Source organism: Halobacillus salinarum (assembly GCF_022919095.1).
Classification (GTDB): Bacteria; Bacillota; Bacilli; order Bacillales; family Halobacillaceae; genus Halobacillus_B; species Halobacillus_B salinarum.
This window is the reverse complement of sequence record NZ_CP095073.1, coordinates 2,201,863-2,224,913: the sequence shown is the minus strand read 5'-3', so window position 1 is coordinate 2,224,913 and position 23,051 is coordinate 2,201,863. Positions and strand designations below refer to the sequence as shown.

18 protein-coding genes and 1 pseudogene are annotated in these 23,051 nt (G+C 42.2%); 3 read left to right on the top strand and 16 right to left on the bottom strand.

The window, feature by feature from the left end:
• Window positions 1–25 precede the first annotated feature (25 nt).
• From MUN89_RS11375 to MUN89_RS11340, 8 genes and pseudogenes are all read right to left on the bottom strand, one after another.
• Window positions 26–1,333 carry a dihydrolipoamide acetyltransferase family protein gene (locus MUN89_RS11375; protein WP_244707810.1) on the bottom strand — a complete coding sequence of 436 codons (1,308 nt, stop codon included), beginning with the start codon at window positions 1,331–1,333 and terminating at the stop codon, window positions 26–28.
• Window positions 1,334–1,349: 16 nt separating this feature from the next.
• Complete coding sequence (locus tag MUN89_RS11370; RefSeq protein ID WP_244707808.1) at window positions 1,350–2,333, bottom strand: alpha-ketoacid dehydrogenase subunit beta; 984 nt, start codon at window positions 2,331–2,333, stop codon at window positions 1,350–1,352.
• Window positions 2,334–2,348: 15 nt separating this feature from the next.
• On the bottom strand, window positions 2,349–3,341 hold the full coding sequence (locus tag MUN89_RS11365; protein WP_244707806.1) for a thiamine pyrophosphate-dependent dehydrogenase E1 component subunit alpha: 993 nt from the start codon (window positions 3,339–3,341) through the stop codon (window positions 2,349–2,351).
• 20 nt (window positions 3,342–3,361) lie between these two features.
• Entirely contained in the window at window positions 3,362–4,783 is a 1,422-nt protein-coding gene (lpdA, locus tag MUN89_RS11360) for a dihydrolipoyl dehydrogenase (protein ID WP_244707804.1), read from the bottom strand.
• A gap of 14 nt (window positions 4,784–4,797) precedes the next feature.
• Window positions 4,798–5,889, bottom strand: a complete 1,092-nt coding sequence (gene buk, locus MUN89_RS11355; protein WP_244707802.1) for a butyrate kinase — start codon at window positions 5,887–5,889, stop codon at window positions 4,798–4,800.
• A gap of 16 nt (window positions 5,890–5,905) precedes the next feature.
• Window positions 5,906–7,000: a Leu/Phe/Val dehydrogenase gene (gene bcd / locus MUN89_RS11350; RefSeq protein ID WP_244707800.1), complete on the bottom strand. Its 1,095-nt coding sequence runs from the start codon at window positions 6,998–7,000 to the stop codon at window positions 5,906–5,908.
• 15 nt (window positions 7,001–7,015) lie between these two features.
• Window positions 7,016–7,915, bottom strand: a complete 900-nt coding sequence (gene yqiS, locus MUN89_RS11345) for a phosphate butyryltransferase (RefSeq protein WP_244707798.1) — start codon at window positions 7,913–7,915, stop codon at window positions 7,016–7,018.
• A 28-nt stretch (window positions 7,916–7,943) separates the two neighbouring features.
• Window positions 7,944–10,009 (bottom strand): annotated as a pseudogene (locus tag MUN89_RS11340) (sigma 54-interacting transcriptional regulator).
• Between the two features lie 199 nt (window positions 10,010–10,208).
• Between MUN89_RS11340 and MUN89_RS11335 the strand changes: the two are divergent.
• The 3 genes from MUN89_RS11335 to MUN89_RS11325 all read left to right on the top strand — a co-directional run bounded on the left by MUN89_RS11335 (window position 10,209) and on the right by MUN89_RS11325 (window position 13,196).
• Complete coding sequence (locus tag MUN89_RS11335) at window positions 10,209–10,376, top strand: DUF2627 family protein (RefSeq protein WP_318036078.1); 168 nt, start codon at window positions 10,209–10,211, stop codon at window positions 10,374–10,376.
• Between the two features lie 163 nt (window positions 10,377–10,539).
• Entirely contained in the window at window positions 10,540–12,450 is a 1,911-nt protein-coding gene (locus MUN89_RS11330) for a DUF294 nucleotidyltransferase-like domain-containing protein (protein ID WP_244707796.1), read from the top strand.
• Window positions 12,450–13,196 (top strand): 3'-5' exonuclease, encoded by a 747-nt coding sequence (locus MUN89_RS11325; RefSeq protein ID WP_244707794.1) that lies wholly within the window; start codon window positions 12,450–12,452, stop codon window positions 13,194–13,196. Before MUN89_RS11330 ends, MUN89_RS11325 begins: the two co-directional genes overlap by 1 nt.
• A 77-nt stretch (window positions 13,197–13,273) precedes the next feature.
• On the opposite strand, the gene MUN89_RS11320 is transcribed toward MUN89_RS11325, so the two are convergent.
• The 8 genes from MUN89_RS11320 to MUN89_RS11285 form a co-directional block, all read right to left on the bottom strand.
• Window positions 13,274–14,623 carry an aspartate kinase gene (locus tag MUN89_RS11320; RefSeq protein WP_244707792.1) on the bottom strand — a complete coding sequence of 450 codons (1,350 nt, stop codon included), beginning with the start codon at window positions 14,621–14,623 and terminating at the stop codon, window positions 13,274–13,276.
• A 164-nt stretch (window positions 14,624–14,787) separates the two neighbouring features.
• Window positions 14,788–15,567, bottom strand: a complete 780-nt coding sequence (gene spo0A / locus MUN89_RS11315; protein ID WP_244707791.1) for a sporulation transcription factor Spo0A — start codon at window positions 15,565–15,567, stop codon at window positions 14,788–14,790.
• Between the two features lie 235 nt (window positions 15,568–15,802).
• Complete coding sequence (gene spoIVB, locus MUN89_RS11310) at window positions 15,803–17,047, bottom strand: SpoIVB peptidase (RefSeq protein WP_244707789.1); 1,245 nt, start codon at window positions 17,045–17,047, stop codon at window positions 15,803–15,805.
• Window positions 17,048–17,263: 216 nt separating this feature from the next.
• Window positions 17,264–18,985 carry a DNA repair protein RecN gene (recN, locus tag MUN89_RS11305; RefSeq protein ID WP_244707788.1) on the bottom strand — a complete coding sequence of 574 codons (1,722 nt, stop codon included), beginning with the start codon at window positions 18,983–18,985 and terminating at the stop codon, window positions 17,264–17,266.
• A 16-nt stretch (window positions 18,986–19,001) separates the two neighbouring features.
• Entirely contained in the window at window positions 19,002–19,451 is a 450-nt protein-coding gene (ahrC, locus tag MUN89_RS11300) for a transcriptional regulator AhrC/ArgR (protein WP_244707786.1), read from the bottom strand.
• Window positions 19,452–19,551: 100 nt separating this feature from the next.
• Entirely contained in the window at window positions 19,552–20,373 is an 822-nt protein-coding gene (locus MUN89_RS11295; RefSeq protein ID WP_244707784.1) for a TlyA family RNA methyltransferase, read from the bottom strand.
• Between the two features lie 5 nt (window positions 20,374–20,378).
• The gene (gene dxs / locus MUN89_RS11290) at window positions 20,379–22,271 is read right to left on the bottom strand and encodes a 1-deoxy-D-xylulose-5-phosphate synthase (protein ID WP_244707782.1); all 1,893 of its coding nucleotides are present in this window, start codon (window positions 22,269–22,271) and stop codon (window positions 20,379–20,381) included.
• A gap of 18 nt (window positions 22,272–22,289) precedes the next feature.
• The gene (locus MUN89_RS11285; RefSeq protein ID WP_244707780.1) at window positions 22,290–22,889 is read right to left on the bottom strand and encodes a hypothetical protein; all 600 of its coding nucleotides are present in this window, start codon (window positions 22,887–22,889) and stop codon (window positions 22,290–22,292) included.
• Between the last annotated feature and the right edge of the window lie 162 nt (window positions 22,890–23,051).

Here is a 23,051-nt window from a genome sequence, read left to right as displayed (position 1 = left end):
TGGCGCTCCATATCCCCCTTAAATCTTAGTAGATCGACGTATTGTCCTCTGACATTCTTTCTAAGATTTCCTTCACTCGTGCGAGGAAGTTCCCTGCTACCAAGCCATCGAGTACTCTATGATCGAGAGATAGGCAGAGATTAACCATATCACGCGCACCAAACATCCCATCCTGGTAGACAGGTTTTTTCACGATTGATTCCACTTGCAAAATAGCGGCCTGTGGATGGTTAATGACACCCATAGACTGGACGGATCCAAACGAACCAGTATTATTAACCGTAAATGTGCCGCCTTCCATATCCTGAGAACTCAATTTACCTTGCCGTGCCTTCATGGCTAGTTCCGTAATATCTTTGGCTATGCCTTTGATACTCTTCTCATCAGCATCACGGATCACCGGTACGAATAATTGATCCTCATTTGCAACAGCAATGTTTAAGTTAATGGCTTTCCGTTGAATGATTTTATCACCCGCCCACGTGCTGTTAAGCTGCGGGTATTCTTTTAATGCCTGAGCGACAGCTTTTACGAAAAACGAAAAATACGTCAAACTGTAGCCTTCATTTTCTTTAAATTGCTTTTTCTTGGCATTTCTTAGATTGACGAGATTCGTAACGTCAACCTCTACCATCATCCATGCATGAGGGATCTCCGTTTTTGATTTCACCATATTCGCAGCGATTGCTTTCCTTACCCCTGTTACAGGGATTTCCTTATCACCTGCCGCTGCCTGCACATTCCGAGCAGCTGGTTGTTTAGCTTCAGACTGACGAGGAGCTTCCTCAGATGGTGCTTGTGCTTCCTGCTTTTCAGCCTGTGCCTCTCCAGACTTAGGAATACTTCCGCTCTCTATAAGCTTCTCGATATCTTTGCGAGTAATCCTTCCGCCTCTACCTGAGCCGTCTACTTGGTTCAAGTCAATGTCATGTTCCTGAGCGAGCGTCATGACAGCTGGAGAATACCGTTTTTTATTCTGGGTTGATTTTCTTGTAGTCTGTTGTTTTTCCTGAGGAGCCTGGCTGGGCTGCTTCGCTTCAGTTTCTTTCTTTTCAGTCTCGTCTTTCGCATCAGCTGATTCTGAACCTGCCCCCTCAACCTCGATGTAGCACATCAGGTCTCCGACAGAAATCGTATCACCTTCATCAGCCACTAATTCTTTAATGACTCCGGTAAAGGAAGAAGGTACTTCAGCGTTTACTTTATCGGTCATGACTTCAGCAATTGGGTCATATTTATTGATCGTATCACCAGGTTTAACTAACCAGGAACTTATCGTTCCTTCGGTTACACTCTCGCCAAGCTGAGGCATATTGATCTTTTCTAGTCCCACTACTATCCCTCCTTAATTAAAATTCAGCGAGATCTCGCATCGCCTTTTCTACTTTGTCCGGGTTCATCATAAAGAACTTCTCCATCGTCGGTGCATAAGGCATCGATGGAACTTCCGGACCAGCCAGTCTTTTGACAGGAGCGTCAAGGTCAAACAGGCAATTTTCGCTGATAATCGCTGAGACTTCAGAGATAATGCTGCCTTCCTTATTGTCTTCCGTAATCAACAAAACCTTTCCTGTCTTCTTCGCTGCCTCAATAATACTCTCCTGATCAAGAGGGTACACGGTTCGCAGATCTAATATATGAACATCTATCCCCTCTTCAGCCAGCTTATCTGCTGCTTGTAGAGCAAAGTGTACACATAACCCATAAGTAATAACTGTAATATCTGATCCTTCCCGCTTCACATCTGCTTTTCCAATTGGAAGGGTGTAATCCTCTTCTGGAACTTCCCCTTTAATTAAGCGGTACGCTCGTTTATGTTCGAAAAATAATACCGGGTCATTATCACGAATAGACGCTTTTAATAATCCTTTCACGTCATAGGGAGTCGAAGGCATGACAATTTTTAAGCCGGGCTGATTAGCAAATACGGCTTCAACTGATTGTGAATGGTAAAGAGCGCCATGGACCCCGCCTCCATATGGTGCACGAATCGTAAGCGGAACATGCCAGTCATTGTTGGAGCGGTAGCGTGTCTTAGCTGCTTCTGAAATGATTTGGTTAACAGCAGGCATGATAAAATCAGCGAATTGCATTTCAGCAACCGGTCTCATGCCATACATAGCTGCTCCGATTCCGACTCCCGCAATCGCGGATTCAGCAAGAGGAGTATCGATTACTCGGTCTTCGCCAAATTCTTCATAAAGGCCGTCTGTAGCCCTGAAAACCCCTCCTCTTTTCCCTACGTCCTCACCTAAAACGAACACTTTTTCATCCCGCTTCATTTCTTCTTTTAAAGCTTGGGTAACGGCTTGAATATAAGAAATTACTGCCATTATGTCTCCCCCTCCTTACTCTTCATATACATAGTGCAATGCAGACTCAGCTTCCGCGTACTCAGCATTTTCCGCATATTCAGTCGCCTCATTGACCAGTTGATTAATTTCTTCATTCAACTCTGTTTCTTTTTCTTCCGTTAAAATGTTCTGTTCACGCAAATAATTAGCAAACGTTACGATCGAATCTTTCTTTTTCGCTTCATCCACTTCATCTCTTTCCCGATACGTACGGTCATCATCATCACTGGAGTGAGGAGTCAGCCTGTAAGAAACCGCTTCGATCAGCGTAGGCCCTTCTCCTTTACGCCCGCGTTCAGCTGCCTCTTTCACTACTTCATAAACAGCAAGAGGATCGTTACCATCAACTGTGTAGCCAGGCATGCCATAACCAATCGCGCGATCAGACACTTTCTCACAAGCCAATTGCTTTGCTACTGGCACAGAAATGGCATATTTATTATTCTCCACCATAAAGATGACAGGAAGCTTGTGGACACCAGCAAAGTTCGCCCCTTCATGAAAATCGCCCTGGTTGGAAGAACCTTCACCAAATGTTACTAAGGATACATAATCTTTCTTTTCCATCTTAGCTGCAAGCGCTATGCCTACGGCGTGAGGTACTTGCGTCGTAACGGGGGATGAACCGGTTACGATTCTGTTCTTTTTTTGCCCGAAATGACCAGGCATTTGCCGTCCGCCTGAATTTGGATCTTCTGCTTTAGCAAATCCTGAAAGCATTAAATCTTGAGCAGTCATGCCAAAAGACAGCACCACTCCCATATCTCTGTAATAAGGAAGAGCGTAATCTTTTTCACGATCCAGTGCATAAGAGGCTCCTACTTGTGCGGCTTCCTGACCTTGACATGAAATAACAAAAGGTATTTTCCCGGCACGATTCAACAGCCACATACGTTCGTCAATTTTTCTTGCGAGGAGCATCGTTCTAAACATATCTAATACTTGTTCATCGCTTAAACCTAGTGATTGATGGCGGTTCTCAGCCATTCCAATCCCTCCTTAAATGTCTATCCATGAATTTGGTTCCCGTCTACGGCCATGGCAGCCTCTCCAATAGCTTCCGCAAGAGTCGGATGCGGGTGGATGCTTTCTGCAATCTCCCAAGGAGTGGCATCCAAAACTTTCGCTAATCCAGCCTCAGAAATCATATCCGTTACATGTGGTCCTACCATATGCACACCAAGTAAATCATCGGTTTTCTTATCTGCTACGATTTTTACGAACCCATCTGTTTCACCGAATACGAGTGCCTTGCCAATAGCCTGAAAAGAGAATTTACCAGTTTTCACTTCAAACCCCTGTTCTTTGGCCTGCTGCTCTGTTAACCCAACGCTTGCTGCTTCAGGGTTTGAATAAATACACGACGGCACATGTTCATAATTAATCGGATGTGGATGCTGATCTGCCATATGTTCCACGGCAGTTATGCCTTCGTGGGAAGCCACATGAGCAAGCTGCATCCCGCCAATTACATCTCCGATAGCGTAAATATGGGATTCTTTCGTCTGGTAGAATTTATTCGTTTGAATAACACCTTTATCTACTTCAATGGAAGTATTCTCTAAACCGATGTTTTTCACATTGGCTGCGCGTCCTACCGATACAAGCATTCGCTCAGCTTTAAATGTTTCTGTCGATTCGTTCACTTCAGCCTCGATGGAAACGCCTTCACTTGTTTGCAATGATTCAGGGAGAACTTTCGCACTGGTTACGACTTGTACTCCTTTTTTCTTCATCTGTTTCAAGATCTCTTTAAAAACTTCTTCATCTTCTGTCGGCAGAATTTGAGGGAGGTATTCAAGCACCGTGACTTTCACACCAAAGTCTGCAAGCATAGAAGCCCATTCTATTCCAATGACCCCTCCTCCAATGATAAGGATGGACTCAGGCAGTTCTTCCATATTCAAAGCTTCATCCGATGTCATCACAAATGTACCGTCTGCTTCCATTCCAGGGAGCAGCTTAGGACTTGAACCCGTGGCGATTAACACATTTTTGGGAATAAGCATTTCATTCTCTTCACCATTGTTCATTTCCACAGAGATCGTACCCGCAGTTGGAGAAAAAATCGATGGGCCCAAGATGCGGCCAAAGCCTTCATAAACATCAATTTTCCCTTTTTTCATCAGCCCTTGAACACCCTTATGTAACGTGTCGACAATGGACTGCTTTCTCTCCTGTACTTTCGGAAAATTGAGAGACGTATTCTCTGCCACTACACCGTAAGTATCAGCTTCCTTCGTCTGCCGGTAAACTTCTGCACTTCGTAAAAGTGCCTTAGAAGGAATACAGCCGCGGTGCAGACACGTACCGCCAAGCTCTCTGCTTTCTACTATTGCAGTTTTTAAGCCCAGCTTTGAAGCACGGATGGCGGCCACATATCCGCCAGTGCCTCCTCCTAAAACCACTAAATCATACTCTTCTGCCATGACGAGACCCCTTTCTATTCAACGAAATTAGGATATTGCTTTGGTATTTCTTCGTGATTTAAAATCCGTAATGTTCCTTCGTTTAAAGCTTCCAATTCATTCTCACCTGGATAGACCAGCACATCTGCAATCCAATGCACGCGCTTTGATATTTCTTCTACGAACGCTTTCCCGTAAGCCAGTCCCCCAGTGAGCACAATGGCGTCCACTTTTCCTTCCATAGCTGCGCTCATGCTGCCAATTTCTTTAGCAATCTGATACGCCATGGCATCAAATACAAGCTTAGCCTTGCGGTCTCCGTGTTCTATCATCTGCTCTACTTCCCTGCCATCATTGGTGTCAAGGTAGGCCATTAAACCTCCCTGTCCAACCAGCTTTTTCATGACTTCATCACGAAAGTACTGACCTGAGAAACAGAGCGAAACCAGGTCTCCAGCAGGTACAGTACCCGCTCTTTCCGGTGAGAAAGGACCATCGCCGTGAAGACCGTTATTTACATCGATTACCCTGCCTCCTAAGTGAGCCCCGACTGTGATGCCGCCGCCCATATGAGCAACGATGAGACGTGAGCTTGAATAGGTCTGGTGTAAATCAACCGCCGCTCTCCTTGCCACTGCTTTTTGATTCAAGGCATGAAATATGCTTTTTCTAGGAATTTCAGGGACCCCTGATACTCTCGCAATATCTTCCAGTTCATCTACAACCACCGGGTCTACAATATAAGCACCTATATTCAGACCCTTCGCAATTTCATGGGCGATGATGCCTCCCAAATTCGAGGCATGCTCTCCATTATAACCATCTTTCAAATCTTGAAGCATGGCTTCATTTACTTCATAAGTACCACCTTCGATCGGTCGAAGGAGACCGCCTCGTCCACAGACAGCACTTAACTTTCCGATATTAATCCCTTCTTGATCAAGCTCGTCCAAGATCACTTGTTTCCGAAAGTCAAATTGGTCAATTACTCGTTTGTAGGGGGTTAATTCTTCAGGCTTATGACGAATCGTTTTTTCAAAAACTTCTTCTTCATTATCAAAGACACCTATCTTTGTAGAAGTTGAGCCTGGATTAATCACTAGAATTCGATGTGTTTGCAAAACCATTTATCCTCCGTTACTTCTATTTTCTGCTTAAAATATGATGACCATTCTGCAAAAACTGGCTGCGGGATTTGCGTAACTTCATAATGCGCTCTTCCGCCATTCGATCGGCAGCTTTGTAAGTAGGAATTTCATCACGTTTTGAAATTTCAAAAACCCGGGCCACATTATCATAAATCGTTTCTACCCGCTTCATTGCACGTTCTTTATTATAACCATGCAGCTCGTCCGCCACATTGATCACGCCGCCGGCATTGATGACATAATCCGGAGTGTAAACGATGCCTTTTTCATGCAGGATGTCTCCGTGAGTCGTTTCTTTTAACTGGTTATTCGCCGCTCCTGCTATGACTTTAGCTTTTAGCTGAGGAATGGTTTCATCATTCAGCGTCGCTCCAAGTGCACACGGTGCATAAATGTCACAATCTACGCCGTAGATTTCATCCGTCCCGACTGCCTTAGCTCCGAATTCGTCAACGGCACGCTGAACGGCCTCTTGGTTAATATCCGTAACAATTAAATGAGCTCCCTCTTCATGAAGATGACGGCACAAATTGTAAGCGACATTTCCAACGCCTTGAACGGCAACGGTTTTTCCTTCTAAAGAATCAGAGCCAAACCCTTCATTGGCTGCAGCTTTCATTCCGCGATATACCCCGTAAGCCGTAACGGGCGATGGATTTCCCGAAGAGCCAAAAGCAGGTGAGATTCCTGTCACATAATCAGTTTCCTCGTGAATTAAATCCATATCCTGTACAGTAGTTCCTACATCTTCAGCGGTGATGTACCTGCCATTCAACCCTTGAATAAAACGACCGAAAGCACGGAACATCGCTTCATTTTTATCTTGCTTAGGATCTCCGATAATGACAGTTTTACCTCCACCTAGATTAAGGCCGGCAGCAGCATTTTTATAAGTCATCCCTTTGGCAAGCCTCAAGGCATCTTCAATAGCTGCTTCTTCTGTTTCATATGTCCACATTCTTGTCCCGCCAAGTGCAGGTCCTAAAGTGGTGTCATGAATAGCTATAATTGCCTTTAAACCAGATTGTTCATCCTGACAGAAAACTAACTGCTCGTAATCGTATTTGGTCATATAATTAAAAATTTCCATGTGTTATTCCTCCTGCTATTTGTTTGAATTTAAAGCAAGTGCCAAAGAGTACACTTTGCTGGCTGCTGTATCTGCTCGTGAAGTTAATACGATCGGAGCTTTAGCACCGCTGATAACTGCTGCCACTTTTGCATTCGCAAAGTACATAAACGACTTATATAACGCATTGGCTGCTTCGATGGTAGGTACCACTAGAATATCTGCTTGTCCTGCGACTTCCGAGTGTATTCCCTTCTCTCTAGCTGCTCTCAAGTCAACCGCATTATCAAATGCAAGCGGACCATCAACTAGGCAATTCTTAATTTGTCCCCTTTTGTTCATCTGCGTTAGTACCGCCGCATCCGTCGTAGCTTCCATCGAAGGATTGACTACTTCAACCGCTGCGAGAACTGCAACCTTAGGCTGGGACCACCCTGCTTGATTAGCAACATGAACCGCATTATTAATGATTTGTACTTTTTCATCTAAAGTAGGCGCAATGTTCATCCCAGCATCAGTTAAGAATAGTAAGCGGTCCTGATTAGGAATTTCAAACAACGCCACATGTGATAAGACTCCTCCCGCTCTCAAGCCATACTCTTTATGGAGGACTGCCTTTAAGAGGGTTTTTGTATCAATGTGTCCTTTCATAACTACTTGCGCTTCATTCATATGGACAGCTTTAACAGCTTCTTCAGCCGACTCCTCTTCTTTACAGTCATAAACAATGATGTCATCCCTTGAGGTATTGAGCTGGATTTCTTCAGCGAGCCTTTCAATTTCTTTAGAAGAACCGGTTAATAAAAACTTCGCCATTTCTTTTTCAGTCGCGAGTTTAACCGACTTCAGCACTTCTGGATTTGCTGCCTGTGCCACAGCTACTGTTTTCTTTTCCTGTCTATCAAGCTGATCAACCATTTCGTCTAACGTTTTCATTCTTTCACCTCTTTGCCTCATAAGGCGCTTAAACATCTGTTTTTTTATCTAGCTGGTACTTATCGAGCTTATAGTACAAATTCCTAATTGAAATTCCTAAAGCCTTTGCGGTCTGCGTCTTATTATAATCATGAGAACGAAAAGCATCTGCTAATAATTTCTTCTCGTATTCATCTACCGCCTGCTGCAAGGTTTCCCCTAGCCATGTACCTGAGATAGTCGACGCTTCTTCTTTAGAAGGCTGTTTTATCAAGGCTGGAATATGCTCTTCCTTTATGATATCCTGCTGGTTTTCCATAAATATCATGGCTCTTCCTATGATGTTCTCTAATTCACGGACGTTGCCCGGCCAATGATAATCTACAAGTTTTTCCAAGGCTTTCTCTTCCATCCCTGTAACGTTTCTTCCGTAATCTTCGTTCAACTTTTGCATCAGATGATGAACCAGTAATGAGATATCTTCTCTACGCTCTCTTAACGGCGGAATATAGATAGGTAATCGATTAAGCCTATAGTATAAATCTTCCCTGAATGTCTTGTTCATTATAGCTTTTTCTAAATTTTTATTCGTTGCAGCGATGACTCTGACGTCGATTTGGACGGGCTTGGTTCCACCTACACGAATGATTTCATTTTCCTGTAATACCCGCAGCAGTTTGGCTTGCATAGGCAGGGTCAGTTCTCCAATCTCATCCAGAAGAATGCTTCCGAAATTCGCTTCTTCGAACAACCCTTTTTTTCCGCCCCTCTTAGCCCCTGAAAATGCTCCATCCTCGTATCCGAACAATTCACTTTCAAGCATAGACTCAGCGATCGCTGCACAATTCACTCTAATAAACTTATTGTGACGCCTTTTGCTCTCATTATGAATAGCATGGGCAAACAATTCTTTTCCTGTACCTGACTCCCCCGCAATAACACGGTAGCCGGGGTTCTTGCTCCTACTTTAGCCTGCTCGAGAGCAAGAGTCATTTCTTGAGATTCTCCCACTATATCGTCGAACGTGTACTTCGCTTCCAAACTACGGATAATCTGTCTCGCTCGTTTCAGTTCACTCGTCAAAGCTTGAATTTCTGAAACGTCATGGAGCACTCCTACACTTCCTTTAAGTTTTCCATCAACAATGACGGGAGCAACATTTACAAGTACATCCTTTTTCGAAGGACCGACTTTCATTCGCACTCCGCGAACCGGCCGTCTCGTCTTTAATACTTTTAAGTGCATGCTCTCGCCTTCTGATATATCGACAGTCGCCGGCTTACCGAGAATTTGTTCTTCGGTTAATCCTGTAATTCTCGTGTAAGCTGGATTAATCATTAAACCGTTTCCATTTTCATCTACGACGGAAATCGCTTCATCAGAGGACTGAATAATGGCCTCCAGCATAGTCTTTACTTCTTTTAAATCTGTAATCTCTTCCGCAAGGTGAACGACTTCTGTGATGTCTTTAAATATGGCGTAAGCGCCGATGACTTGGCCATGGGCACCGATCATCGGTATTCGCGTTGTTATGACTTTTTTTCCGTTTTCCAATTCAAGCTTCTGATTGACTTCTTTGCGTTTCGTTTTCAGCAGTTCAGGAAGCCGGGAGGCAGGAATGATTTCTTTCACGGACCTTCCCTCAACTTCGTCTCTTGCTTTGTTCAAAATCCGTTCCCCACTCCGGTTAATAAAGGAAATGTGCTTGTCAGCTGATATGACAATCATTCCATCATGAATCGAATTTAAGATGAGGTTTTGGTTCTCCGTCTGCTGTTTTAATTCCTGGAAAAGAGATTCCTTTTCTTCCAGAAGCTCTGAGGTAATATAAGCCACATCTCCTGGAATCACTACCGTAGAACGTGGACGCACTGCTCGTATTTCTTCAAACACTTGATCGCTTCCAGTAGCTTCTATTACGATATCAATATCTTTATGTATCCAGTCCTGCCAATCGCTTCCCACTGCAATATTGTACTCTGACGCAAGGGTTAAGCCGGCAGCTTGAGGGTTGATATCCGTTACAGCAACTACTTGCATACGATCCGTTTGGTTCAATAGTCTAAGCAGGGCAGTTCCGCCCTTACCGGCCCCAACAATTAGTACGCGTTTCATTTCACCACACCCTGCAATATTTTGCGCACTTCTATCCTACCTTACTCTGCATGATTTAGCAAGCAGGTTTATATTTTCACACCAGACTTGTTTTGATATACTAAAATGACTGACTTACACAAAGGAGATTCTTTATGCGGTTGATAGCCTTACTTCTGTTAGTATTACCGGGGTTCTCGCTGTAATTGGGATAAAAATTATGCGGGATGCCTTGTTTGGCATATTCCATCCTATATTTCTGCACATCGTAATCCAAGGTTTTGCAGGATTCCTTCTCTTAATAGGAGGAATCGGTTTTATTGGAGGGTACATTTTACATAGAGATAAGAAAAGAAATTTAACAAAAGGACGCTTCAAACAAAAGTAATAAAGCTGTCGGAAGCTTACCGGCAGCTTTTTTCAAGTCTTGTATCCATTTTTCCACCGCTTAGTCTTTAGGCAGATTCTCTTCTGCCAATGACAGAGGTATTCTGAAGCTTTTTTGATATACTATGTACGAAAGAAGTACGTCTTTGAAGGAGTTTTACACCGTGTATGAACAGTTCGAATTGTATAGAAAACAATATCCATTTGACCTTTTAACAGAAGTAGAATTTGCTGAAATGTTTGGAAAGGCCGAAGTGAAACACTACAGCGCGAATGAATTTCTGCTCCATGAAGATCAGAAGGATGAATCCATTGATATTCACTTCCTCGTTTCAGGCCTTGCAAAAAATATCATGCATCGTTCCAATGGAAAACAGCTTTCTGTTCGTTTTTATTATCCAGGGGACTTAATTGGAGTTATGATCCTATTAACCAGCGGTGAAATGAGGTTTTCTGTCCAGGCCCTTGAGCCTTTGCAAACTCTTTGCTTTGAGAGAGAGTCCTTCTTGAAAATCATGTCCAACAATACACAATTTTCCAAAGTAGTAATGGATGGAATCAGTCACTTAATGAAAAGTTTATACGACGAGATTAAATACAAAAGCTCTACGAGTGATGAACAGGATGACCGGGAGTTATACAAGAAACGGGCTGATTCCTACATGGAAACTCCTGCCTTTATCCATCCCGAGGATTCCATTGAAAAAGCTGCCCGAATGCTTCAGCAGGAAAAAATTGAAGCCCTTATTGTCAGCGAAGACCAGCGGACAATGCTCGGAATGATCGGCTATGGGGACTTGCTTCGTGCGTATTTCGATAATGATCATAACAATCCAGTGAAAACTTACATGGCAGAAGAATCATTTTCTATCACGGATCAAGAATTTATTTATGATGCTCTCAGTTATCTCAAACATCATCCAACGGAAATTATCCCGGTTCTTCACAAGGACAAAATTGTTGGGGTTCTCAGGCAGAGTTCCTTCTTTACAATTAAGAACTCCGTCTATTTTGATTTAACGTATCGTATTTCCAATGCCTCGACTCTAGAAGAGATTCACCAGCTGTCCCCTGTTCATAATGAACGATTTCAACAATTTATCGATTCCCTTATTGACGATGGCATGCTGGCATATGATATTGCAGAATTGATGACGAACTATAACGACCGCATCCATAAACAGATTGTTCAGTTAGCTGAAGATCACATGGTAGCAGATGGGTATGGTCCTCCTCCGATTAATTATTGTTTCTTAGTGATGGGAAGTGAAGGAAGAAAAGAACAGGCTTTTTCAACCGACCAGGACAATGGGATTATTCTCGCCAATTACGAAGACTCACCTAACAAAAATGAAATTGATCATTATTTTTCAGTGTTTACTCGGAAAATCAATGAAATGCTTGATCACTGTGATTATCCGTTCTGTAAAGGAGGAATCATGGCACGCGAACCAAAATGGAGGCATCAATTGAAGGAATGGTACGAAAGCATTGATCACTGGATCAAAAAAATGGACGCTGAGGAGATACGCGATTTTACAATATTTATGGATTTTCGCCCCATCTTTGGGGACTTCTCCCTAGCCTATGGTTTAAAAAAATATGTCACCGAGCGAGTTAAAAAATCTCTGAATCTTCATCAGCTTCTCATGAAGGACACCCTTCGCTTCAGAGTGCCTGTTCAGCCTTTTGGACGTATATCAGGTGTTGGAAAAAAGCGGACGTTGAATATTAAAAAATCAGCCATTATGCAAATTGTAAATGCGATTCGCATTTACAGCATGAAGTATGGCATTGAAGATATTAACACAGTTAACCGGCTCGATTCTTTAGCGGAGAGTGAACGATTTCATCCAAGGGATGTAGAAAATGCAAAAATTGCCCTGCATCGTCTGATGCTCGTCCGCCTAAAAGAAAATTTGCGGCAGTTAAAAGACAAAGAACCATTGACTAATGAAATTGGCCTGAATCATTTAAAAAAAGACGAGAGACGTTCCCTCCGTGAAGCATTAGTCATTGCTAAACGTCTGCAGCAGGTGCTGGAACTCAGTTATAACCGAAATCGGGTGGTTTAATGTTACCGACGGATCTGCAAATACTAAAATATATTCTATTCGAAAAGCCAATGTATTATTTCAAAATGAAGCCCTATTTCCGATGGCATTCCTATGAACAATTAACAAAAGAACTGACCTCGTTTAACAAGCGGGCTGTCTCTTCAAAAGTAATGCATCAGAAATCATTAACAGAGCTTGAATACACCATCTTTGACTTGGAAACCACTGGTTTCATTCCCGAAATTGGACATGAAATCATTTCAATTGGGGCCATTCGCATCCAAGGTCTAGAATCATGTTCCGTTCGTACGTTTCATCAACTCGTTCAACCGATCCGTTATGTCAGCAGGTACACGCTGAAATTAACAGGATTAACCCGAAGCCAGTTGGAAAACGCGAGCCCTTTTTTTGAAGTGTTTCTCCGGTTTATGGAATTCAGCCGAGGTTCCGTGTTAGTCGCCCATCCGGCCAAATTTGATATGCGTTTTTTGCAGACGATGCTAAAAAGGTGGAAGCTTCCCGCTTATAGTCCGTTCGTGCTCGATTCTCAAAAGATGGCCCAGTGGCTGATGCCTGATTCACGACATCAACTTGATCCATTACTCCGTCAATTTAAGATCGAAAAAAAAGAGCGTCATCATGCTTTAAATGATGCGATTATGACAGCAGAGCTTTTTTATAACCTTCTACAACTCACTTTGGAACGTGAAGTTTCGACATTAGGCAGTCTGAACAAAAAGCTTAATCAATTAAGTAAAGAGTGATGAACGACTTGCTCCAAAAAAAAGCGAAGCCCTTTGTAGGAGCTTCGCTTTTATGTGTACCGAAGATATTCCAGCACCTATTCAAAAAAAGTATGGTAAAGTGATTTTACTGCTGCAGAAAGAGCGTCAGAATGAACCCCAAACATCATCGAAACCTCGGACGATCCTTGGTTAATCATCTCAATGTTGACATTCGCTTTGCGAAAAGCTTCGGCAGCTTGACTTGCGATGCCCACGGTTTGATTCATCCCTTCCCCTACCAGCATGATCATTGCCATATCTCGTTCGATATTGACTGTATCGACATCTAATTCCTGCTTGATGCGGTCCATCACTTTCATTTCCTTCTCCGCAGACAAGTGGTGCTCTCTGATGATTACGGACATATCGTCAATACCAGAAGGTGCATGTTCAAAAGAAATTTCTTCCTCTTCGAGAATTTGAAGGAGCTTACGTCCAAATCCAAGTTCCCTGTTCATCAGATATTTACTGACATATAAGTTGAGAAACCCTTTGTCACTTGCAATCCCTACCACATGCTCTTCTCTCTCCGGCAAATCAGCAACGATCATTGTCCCGTTCCCTTGTGGGTTGTTCGTGTTTTTAATACACACTGGAATTTTCTTTTTAAACGCTGGAATTAATGCTTCATCGTGAAACACGGAAAAACCGGCATAAGATAGTTCACGCATCTCTTTGTAAGTAAGGGACAAAAGCTGTTTTGGATTCTCAACAATAGCAGGATTGACACAGAACACAGAATCCACATCCGTAAAGTTTTCGTATAATTCAGCTTGAACTCCAGCCGCAACGATAGAGCCTGTAATGTCAGATCCGCCTCTTGAAAAAGTAACCAGTGATCCTTCAGGAGTGTAACCGAAAAAACCAGGGATTACTAAAATTCCTTCTCGTTCTCTAAGTCCATAAAGCTTGTCAAAGCTTTCATCCATGACCAGCGCACCGCCAGGCTGATCACTGACTAATATCCCTGCATCCTTAGGGTTTACATAAGAAGAAGTGTGCCCTTGAGTTTTTAAATAAGCGCTTAACATTAATGCGGAGCCGTCTTCTCCGCAGGATTTCAACGCATCCATGGCATTTTTTTGTTTTGACTGAAGCTGGGTGACCGCCTCATCAATCCTTGATTTAATGGTATGTAAGACTTGTTCTTCAAGCTCCAGTTCAGCCGTCATTGAAGAAAAGCGTTCGATAATTTGTTCATATATTTGTGAATCCATTTGATCATTTTTAATGGACTTTCCTAATTCGATTAACAAATCTGTAGTCTTTGTGTCTTCAGCGTACCGTTTGCCTGGTGCTGATACTACGATTACCTTTCGTTTAGAATCATCTTCAATGATGCCGGTAATTTTTCTGATTTGATTTGCATCGGCTACTGAACTTCCACCAAATTTGACTACTTTCATCTGTACAACTCCTCATTTTTCAACTAAAGTGTTTAATAATTAAGAATTGTACCACAAATGCCGTGCACAAATGAACCCAAAGCTTAAATTTTTGTCGAATCTTACGCATTTCTTAACAAATAACAAAAAAGCACCTCTCTTTCTGAGAGGTGCTTACTTATTCGTTAAGAAGCTTTATGTTCGAGACGCAGACGGTCAGCTACCATCGCAATAAATTCACTATTCGTCGGCTTCGCTTTCGTATTGGAAATCGTGTAGCCGAACAATGAAGAAATGGCATCAATGTTGCCACGATTCCAAGCGACCTCAATTGCGTGGCGGATGGCACGCTCTACGCGTGAGGCTGTAGTATTAAATTTAGCTGCAATATCTGGATAGAGGACTTTTGTAATGGAACCCAGCAATTCAAGATCGTTGTAGACCATAGTAATGGCTTCACGCAAGTATAAGTACCCTTTAATATGGGCCGGCACCCCTACTTCATGAATGATATGAGTGATACTCGTGTCAAGGTCAGGCTTTTTCGTTTTCGCAGAAGAGTAACTGCTTCCGATTGCACGGTTAATTGGATCGCCTGCATGTTTGATTTGGCGGACTTGTTCAGCAAGATGGTCAAGGTCAAATGGCTTCATCATAAAGTATGCAGCCCCTAAATCGACGGCCTTTTTCGTCACTTCTTCCTGACCGAAAGCCGTGAGCATAATAACTTCAGGCTTCTTGTCCATCTCCTTTATCTTATTTAATACAGCTAGTCCATCTAAATGAGGCATAATAATGTCAAGGATTAAAACGTCCGGCTGCTTATTCTCTACCTGTTCCAAGCATTCTTTTCCATTATAAGCTGTCCCAATGACTTCAATATCCCTTGTATCCTCGAAATATTCCTCAAGAAGCTTTACCAGCTCACGATTATCATCTGCCAAACAAACTTGAATCTTTTCCATTCAATCTTCCTCCTTAGAAAATTGTCCTCTTAATTGCTTATTGACTTATTCGACATAAGTAAATTCAACCCTTCTTTATTATAACAAAAATATTTTAATTATTTAAGATTATCTTAAAAATGCTTCTATTTACTCTCGAATTCGTACTAATTCGATAAATTCCTACAATTGGAAGCTTTTGTTTGTCGAATTTTGTCGAATATAAAAAGGAGTTCTATTGTAGAACTCCTTTCGTTCAGCTTGCCTTTTGTTTTTCGTCCTGATAAATATTAATCCCTGCTTCATTCAGCATCCATTCAATGTGGACTCCGTAGCCGCTTGTTGGATCATTAACGAATACATGGGTTACCGCACCAATAATATGTCCATCTTGAATAATTGGGCTGCCGCTCATACCTTGAACGATGCCTCCCGTTTTCTTGATGAGTTCAGGATCAGTAATCTTAATAATCATTCCTTTTGTCACTGGTGTCTTTTTCGGCATATTGCTGACAATTTCTATATCAAATGCCTGCAGCTTATCTCCATCAAGGACAGTAAGGATTTTGGCAGGGCCTTCTTTCACTTGGTCTGAATAACCGACTGGAAGCCCTTCAGGGAATTGTTCATTGGCAATATCTCCATCAAGTTTTCCGAATATACCAAAAGGTGTATTTTTCGTGATGTTACCTAATCGATCATCACGCATGGAAAAATCGGCTTTCTTTTCACCAGGAATACCTTCACTGCCTTTTTCAATAGAGGTAACGTGCGACTTGACAATGGTACCTTCGTGTATTTCAATTGGCTTTCTAGTATCCATATCGGCAATCACGTGACCTAATGCACCATATTTACCGCTTCCAGGATGATAAAAAGTCATCGTTCCTATACCGGCAGCCGAGTCACGTACGTACAATCCGATTTGGTACTCTTTCTCCTGTTTATTAAAGGTCGGCTTCAAGGAAGAAGTAATAATTTGTTTTCCTCTTTTAATGGTAAGCTTGATGGATTGTTCCTTTTCTCCTGCTTCTTTCACAATGGATGAAAGGTCTTCCATACTGTTCAGCTCTTTTCCATTTCCCTTTAATAAAATATCTCCAACTTGAACGTTCGCTTTTTCTCCTGGTGAAGCCTGCTCTTCTTTTCGATTGACAAGATGATGTCCAACCACTAATACACCTTTGGTATGCAGTTCAACTCCGACAGACTGGCCGCCAGGAATTAAGCGGATGTCCTTCATTTTTCTAAGATCCGTTTTCTTGATTGGAATGCCGGCAAATTCATAAAATACCTGGCTTGTTCCATCTTGGGAGGAAAAGGCGGTCTCTGCTTCATTGGAATTGTTCAATACCGATGCAGTTTGTACGGAATCATTGGCACTGACTTTTAATTCCGTGGGAATGGATAAATAATTCTTGAGTGGGGTAAATAAAGGTAAAACGAGCATCATCAGCAGGAGGATAGAACCGCAAATTCTTTTTACATTCGATTGCTTCATGGGTCCAACACTCCTTCTTACTCCTGACCAACTAAATGGCTTACTTATAATGTGGTCGTAGAAGGCGTTTTTTAAACGAGTATTATTCAGTAATTATAGTACCGTTTACCTTGTCATGAAACATTCCCCAATCGAAATCTAAAGAATGGCGGAATCAGTGCTGAATTAATCCATAAACTAACAAAAGCACATGCTCAATTTACATGTGCTTCATCGTTATTGCTTATGCTTGGATGCCATAGCCAAAAGCTCTTTTGCATGTTCAAATGTGGTTTCAGTGAGTTCGGCACCTGTAATCATTCGCGAAATTTCCTCGGCTTTTTCTTCTTCATTCATCTCTTTTACGACCGTAGAAGTTCGATCATCATGCACCTGCTTTTCAATTCTTACATGAGTATCTGCCATGGCAGCTACTTGAGGAAGGTGAGAAATACAGAGCACCTGAGAGCCTTTGGAAATTCCATAAATTTTTTCAGCGATGGCTTGAGCAACACGGCCGCTTACACCTGTGTCCACTTCATCAAAAATGACACTGGTAACACCTTGATGACGGGAGAAAATCCTTTTTAATGCCAGCATGATCCTTGACATTTCTCCGCCGGAGGCGACTTTATGAAGCTCTTTTAGTGGCTCGCCAGGATTGGTCGTGATCAGAAATTTCACAATATCAAACCCATTTTTTTGAAGTTTCACATGCCGGTCTTCGAAGACAGGGTCTGTCGACTTGCCTTCTTTGATTTGAATATCGACTTCAAAGGCAGCTTTTTCCAGATATAGATCCTTGAGCTCTTCATGGACATACTCAGCTAACTTTTCAGAGGAGATCTTCCGGATATCATGAATGTTTTTTGCATCCAGCACAGCATCTTGCCCAAGTTCATGAATTTGTTGTTCAAGCCGGTGCAGGTGCGAATCTTTATTTTTTATTTCATCGATTTCTTCTTCAATTCTTGAAGCATATTCCAGCATATTTTCTACTGTTTGTCCATATTTCTTTTTCAAGCGGTTGATTTCATTTAACCGTCCTTCAATTTGGTTCAGGCGTTCCGGATCAAATTCAAGCTCATTCATTTGGCTGCTTAATTGAAAGGTTATTTCTTCGATGACGTAATAGGCGTTACTGAGTTCCTCCGAAAGTTTAGATAGCTGCTCATCAAAGTCTGCTGTACTCTCTAGAGAAGTCATGGCATGGCTCAGCCAGTCCAATCCCTTTTGCTCCCCATACAGTGAATGATAAGCATCGTGAATGCCTTGGTATATTTTTTCATAATTCATCAATTTATTGCGTTCATCCGAGAGTTCCTCATCCTCTTTAGGAACAAGCTCAGCTTCCTGAAGCTCACGAAACTGAAATTCAAGCAAATCCAAACGCTGAGCCATTTCCTGTTCATTTTCACTCAATTCTTTAAAACGTTTATTGAGCATTTGATATTTTTCAAATACTGATTGATAATCCTCAATTGAAGAAGAGAGCTGTTCAGCTGAAAAAAGGTCAAGCAGTTCTATATGACGATCAGGATCCATTAGAGATTGGGTTTCATGCTGACTGTGAATATCAATTAAAGACTGGCCGAACTCTTTAAGGATCGCAAGAGTAACAAGCTTGCCATTTACACGGCAGATGCTTTTGCCTTGATTCGTAATGGTTCTTTGAAGGACAACCATTCCATCCTCACTGATATCGATACCAAACTGCCCTGCTTTTTTGTACACAGGATGCGCGTCTTCTACAATAAATAATCCTTCAATTTCTGCTTTTTTTGTGCCATGACGGACAAATTCAACGGAACCTCTTCCGCCGGCAAGCAGCTGGATCGCATCAATAATAATGGATTTCCCTGCACCTGTTTCCCCTGTTAAAACAGTAAGACCTTCTTTAAAAGTGATAGACACTTCATCGATTATCGCGAAATCGCGTATGGATAATTCGGTTAACATGACACTCCCACCTCAGTTAAAGCATATTTAACAACTGTTCGCTGATCGTTTCAGTCTGATCCTGGCTTCTGCATATAATCAAACACGTATCATCCCCGCAAATCGTTCCCATAATCTCTTCCCACTCCAAATTATCAATCAGTGCACCAACAGCATTGGCGTTACCGGGAAGGGTTTTTAAGATGATAAAATGTCCAGCACGGTCAATACTGACAAAGGCATCCATCATCAGCCGCTTTAGCTTTTCAAACGGATTAAACCGCTGATCCGCAGGCAGACTGTATTTGTAGCGGCCATCCATCATAGGAACCTTTACTAAATGCAGCTCTTTTATGTCTCTCGATACAGTTGCCTGTGTTACGTTATATCCCATTCCTTTTAATCGGTCCACCAGTTCATCCTGGGTTTCAATATCATCATTTGTAATGAGCTCTCTGATTTTTATATGTCTCTGCCCTTTATTCATCCGTCCACCCTCCATTTAAAGCTTCTTCAGCAAATCTTTTCAAAGAAAATTTCCATAATAGACCTAAGAAAAGGGCTACTACATAGCCCTTATTATCTCATTATGAACGTTTACTGTGCTTTTGATGCGCCTCTTGAACCACATGTTTTACATCTTCTGCGAATTCATTTCCTCCCGTAAGATTTTCTGCTTTTAAGTAAGCTAAAAACTCGATATTTCCGTCTCCTCCCGTGATTGGAGAATACGTTAAACCAAGGGTGGAAAATCCTTCTTTAGCAGCAAATTCAAGAATATCTGTGATAACTTGTTCATGAATTTGCGGATCTCTAACAATTCCTTTTCTGCCCACTTGTTCTCTGCCGGCTTCAAATTGTGGCTTGATCAAGACAACTGCTTCACCGCCCTCGGCAATCAGTTGATAAAGAACAGGAAGAATTATGCGGAGGGAAATAAAGGAAACATCGATAGAAGCAAACTCAGGACGACCATGAGTTAATTGGTCCAATGTCATATAACGAAAATTCGTTCTTTCCATTACAATGACATTCGGGTCATTTCTCAATTTCCAGTCCAGTTGGTTATACCCTACATCTACAGCGTAGCTGAGTTTTGCTCCATTTTGCAAAGCACAATCCGTAAAGCCTCCGGTGGATGACCCGATGTCAATCATCACTTTACCGTTCAAATCGATGGAAAATTCATTAAGTGCTTTTTCCAATTTAAGCCCTCCGCGGCTTACATAGGGAATAGCTCTCCCTTTAATGACAATTTCCTTTTCTTCGTCAACTTTCTGCCCCGGTTTATCGAGCCTGATTTGGTCTACAAACACAAGACCCGCCATAATTGTGCGCTTTGCTTTTTCTCTTGTCTCCATGAGACCCTTTTCAACTAAAAGTACATCAAGTCTTATCTTTTTTCCCATATTCCTTAGGCCCTTTTTTGTTTATTTGGAATCATTTCCTTTAAGTTTTCTTCGATCTTTTCCTGAGTCAGTCCGATTTCTTCCCATAGCTCCTGCACACTGCCATGTTCAATAAAGCGGTCTGGAATTCCCATTCTTCTCACCCATTGAGCAGAATAATGGTTCTCTTCTGCAAACTCTAAGATACTCGAACCGAATCCACCTTGAAGAACAGCTTCCTCCACTGTTAAAACCGGGAGTTGCTGTTTCATAATATCGTGGAGCATAGCTCCATCATTAGGCTTAATAAAACGGGCGTTCACTACACGAATGGACTTGCCTTCTTTCTCAAGCTTTTCACTCGCTTTAATAGCCATATCTATCGTAGTTCCAAAGGTTAAGATCACTCCATCTGTACCTTCACGAAGAACCTCCCAGCTCCCTACAGGAATGGGATGTGAACTGTCATCGGTAGTTACACCTTTGGCATTTCCTCGAGGATACCGGACAGCAAACGGTCCATCATTGTACGTAACAGCTGTATGAACTAAATGCTGAGCTTCATTTTCATCCTTTGGCATACTAATAACCATATTAGGCACAGCCCTTAAGAAAGCGATGTCAAATACACCTTGGTGCGTTTCTCCATCAGCACCTACCAATCCAGCACGGTCGATGCCAAATACTACGTTCAGTTTTTGGCGTGCGACATCGTGGATGACCTGGTCATACCCCCTCTGTAAAAAGGTGGAATAAATAGCAAGAAAAGGCTTCATCCCTTGGGTAGCAAGTCCAGCGGAAACCGTTGTAGCATGCTGCTCTGCAATCCCTACATCAAATAAACGGTCTGGAAACTCCTCTCCGAATTTTTCAAGTTTCGACCCGAGGATCATTGCTGGAGTAACCGCTACAATACGCTTGTCCTTTCTTGCTTCTTTTCGCAAGGCTTCACTGATCACTTCACTCCATGCAGGTGGAGCATCCACAGGTTTAATCTTCTCACCTGACTCAATTTTGTAAGGGCCGACTCCGTGCCATTTATCTTTTTTATCCGACTCTGCAGGGTGATAACCTTTCCCTTTTTGCGTCATCACGTGAACGATAACCGGACCATCGGTTTTTTTAGCATAATTAAGATTTTCAAATAAATCCTGAAAATCATGTCCGTCCACAGGGCCGTAATAAGTAAATCCTAGTTCTTCAAAAAACATGCCCGGAACGATGAAATACTTCATGCTGTCTTTTAATCGTTCAGCTGCCTGAGCTAATTTACCGCCGACTGCCGGAATCTTCTTCAACAGCCATTCTAAGTCATCTTTCACACGGTTATATTTCCCCGCACTGCGCATTCTCCCCAGAGCTCCATGCAGCGCCCCGACATTTTTGGCTATGGACATTTCATTATCATTTAGAATAACAGTTACATTTTTCTTTTCATGTCCAATGTGATTCAAAGCTTCCAGCGCCATACCGCCAGTCAATGCACCATCTCCAATAATCGGTACGATGGAGTGATTTTGATGGTTTAAATCCCTTGCAATCGCCATTCCCATAGCAGCAGAAAGGGATGTGGAACTATGTCCGGTTTCCCAGATATCATGCTCACTCTCGTTACATTTAGGAAATCCACACAACCCTTGATACTGCCTTAATGTATCGAATTTCTCTGCGCGTCCAGTCAAGATCTTATGGATATAGGATTGGTGACCGACATCAAACAAAAATCGATCATCAGGACTTTTAAATACTTTGTGAAGGGCGAGGGTCAATTCAACTACACCTAAATTAGCCCCTAAATGACCGCCTGTGGTAGATAAATTCTCGATTAAAAATTTTCTTATTTCTTTTGCAAGCTCTTCCAATTGAATGGTGCTCATATCTTTTAAAAATGCAGGATTCTTAATTTTATACAGATCCATTAAAGGACCCCCTTGTATTTATCTTGTTTTTTTCGAAGAACTGGTCATACTTGTCAGGATATTAATCTTCAGCTTTATCTCTATCCATGCTATCATTTTTGCAGCAAAAAATATAATCCGGGTAGAAGAATGGATGGCAAAGTACTTACCAAGAGCTTTTCCCCCGACCGTAATAGCCGCAACGATACTTGTCAAAGCAACGGAAATTGTGATTTGAACGGTTGAACCTTCCTGATAACCCATTGCATGGGCAAGCTGAAGCACAACAACAGCTGACGCTGTACCACTCACTATACCAGATATATCCCCTATAACATCGTTACAGAAACTCGCGAACCGGTCTGCATTCCTTACAATGGTAATCGCTTCTTTTGCCCCTGTAACTTTTTCCGAAGCCATGGCATGAAAAGGAGATTCCTGTGCTGCGGTAGCTGCTATCCCTAACATATCGAAAATAACACCGATAAATACAATAACGAAAACGATGAGTAGCCCGATTATCCAGATAACTCCACTCAATACAGAAGAGGATATAACTGAAAAAATAGCCGCTAACACAAATGTGATAACGGCAATACTTAAACTAAATTTGATGGATTTTTTAAATCTGTTTTCCATATTTAACCTCTATATTACCTTAGAATTGGCTTCGTATGTATCGAAAGGAATGGTCATGAAACAGGTAAAAATTACGGCTTAGGTCTAGTAGGTTTTCCCAATCGGTTACCGAATGTCACCATTCTGGCGGTTCCCCTTTAAAACCGATTCAGCTCCGTCTCC

Excerpts from the sequence above, each read along its gene's own strand:
- MUN89_RS11370 (WP_244707808.1), bottom strand. The coding sequence starts at position 2,333 with ATGGCAGTAATTTCTTATATTCAAGCCGTTACCCAAGCTTTAAAAGAA.
- MUN89_RS11365 (WP_244707806.1), bottom strand. The coding sequence starts at position 3,341 with ATGGCTGAGAACCGCCATCAATCACTAGGTTTAAGCGATGAACAAGTA.
- lpdA (WP_244707804.1), bottom strand. The coding sequence starts at position 4,783 with ATGGCAGAAGAGTATGATTTAGTGGTTTTAGGAGGAGGCACTGGCGGA.
- buk (WP_244707802.1), bottom strand. The coding sequence starts at position 5,889 with ATGGTTTTGCAAACACATCGAATTCTAGTGATTAATCCAGGCTCAACT.
- bcd (WP_244707800.1), bottom strand. The coding sequence starts at position 7,000 with ATGGAAATTTTTAATTATATGACCAAATACGATTACGAGCAGTTAGTT.
- yqiS (WP_244707798.1), bottom strand. The coding sequence starts at position 7,915 with ATGAAAACGTTAGACGAAATGGTTGATCAGCTTGATAGACAGGAAAAG.
- MUN89_RS11335 (WP_318036078.1), top strand. The coding sequence starts at position 10,209 with ATGCGGGATGCCTTGTTTGGCATATTCCATCCTATATTTCTGCACATC.
- MUN89_RS11325 (WP_244707794.1), top strand. The coding sequence starts at position 12,450 with ATGTTACCGACGGATCTGCAAATACTAAAATATATTCTATTCGAAAAG.
- MUN89_RS11320 (WP_244707792.1), bottom strand. The coding sequence starts at position 14,623 with ATGAAAGTAGTCAAATTTGGTGGAAGTTCAGTAGCCGATGCAAATCAA.
- spo0A (WP_244707791.1), bottom strand. The coding sequence starts at position 15,567 with ATGGAAAAGATTCAAGTTTGTTTGGCAGATGATAATCGTGAGCTGGTA.
- spoIVB (WP_244707789.1), bottom strand. The coding sequence starts at position 17,047 with ATGAAGCAATCGAATGTAAAAAGAATTTGCGGTTCTATCCTCCTGCTG.
- recN (WP_244707788.1), bottom strand. The coding sequence starts at position 18,985 with ATGTTAACCGAATTATCCATACGCGATTTCGCGATAATCGATGAAGTG.
- ahrC (WP_244707786.1), bottom strand. The coding sequence starts at position 19,451 with ATGAATAAAGGGCAGAGACATATAAAAATCAGAGAGCTCATTACAAAT.
- MUN89_RS11295 (WP_244707784.1), bottom strand. The coding sequence starts at position 20,373 with ATGGGAAAAAAGATAAGACTTGATGTACTTTTAGTTGAAAAGGGTCTC.
- dxs (WP_244707782.1), bottom strand. The coding sequence starts at position 22,271 with ATGGATCTGTATAAAATTAAGAATCCTGCATTTTTAAAAGATATGAGC.
- MUN89_RS11285 (WP_244707780.1), bottom strand. The coding sequence starts at position 22,889 with ATGGAAAACAGATTTAAAAAATCCATCAAATTTAGTTTAAGTATTGCC.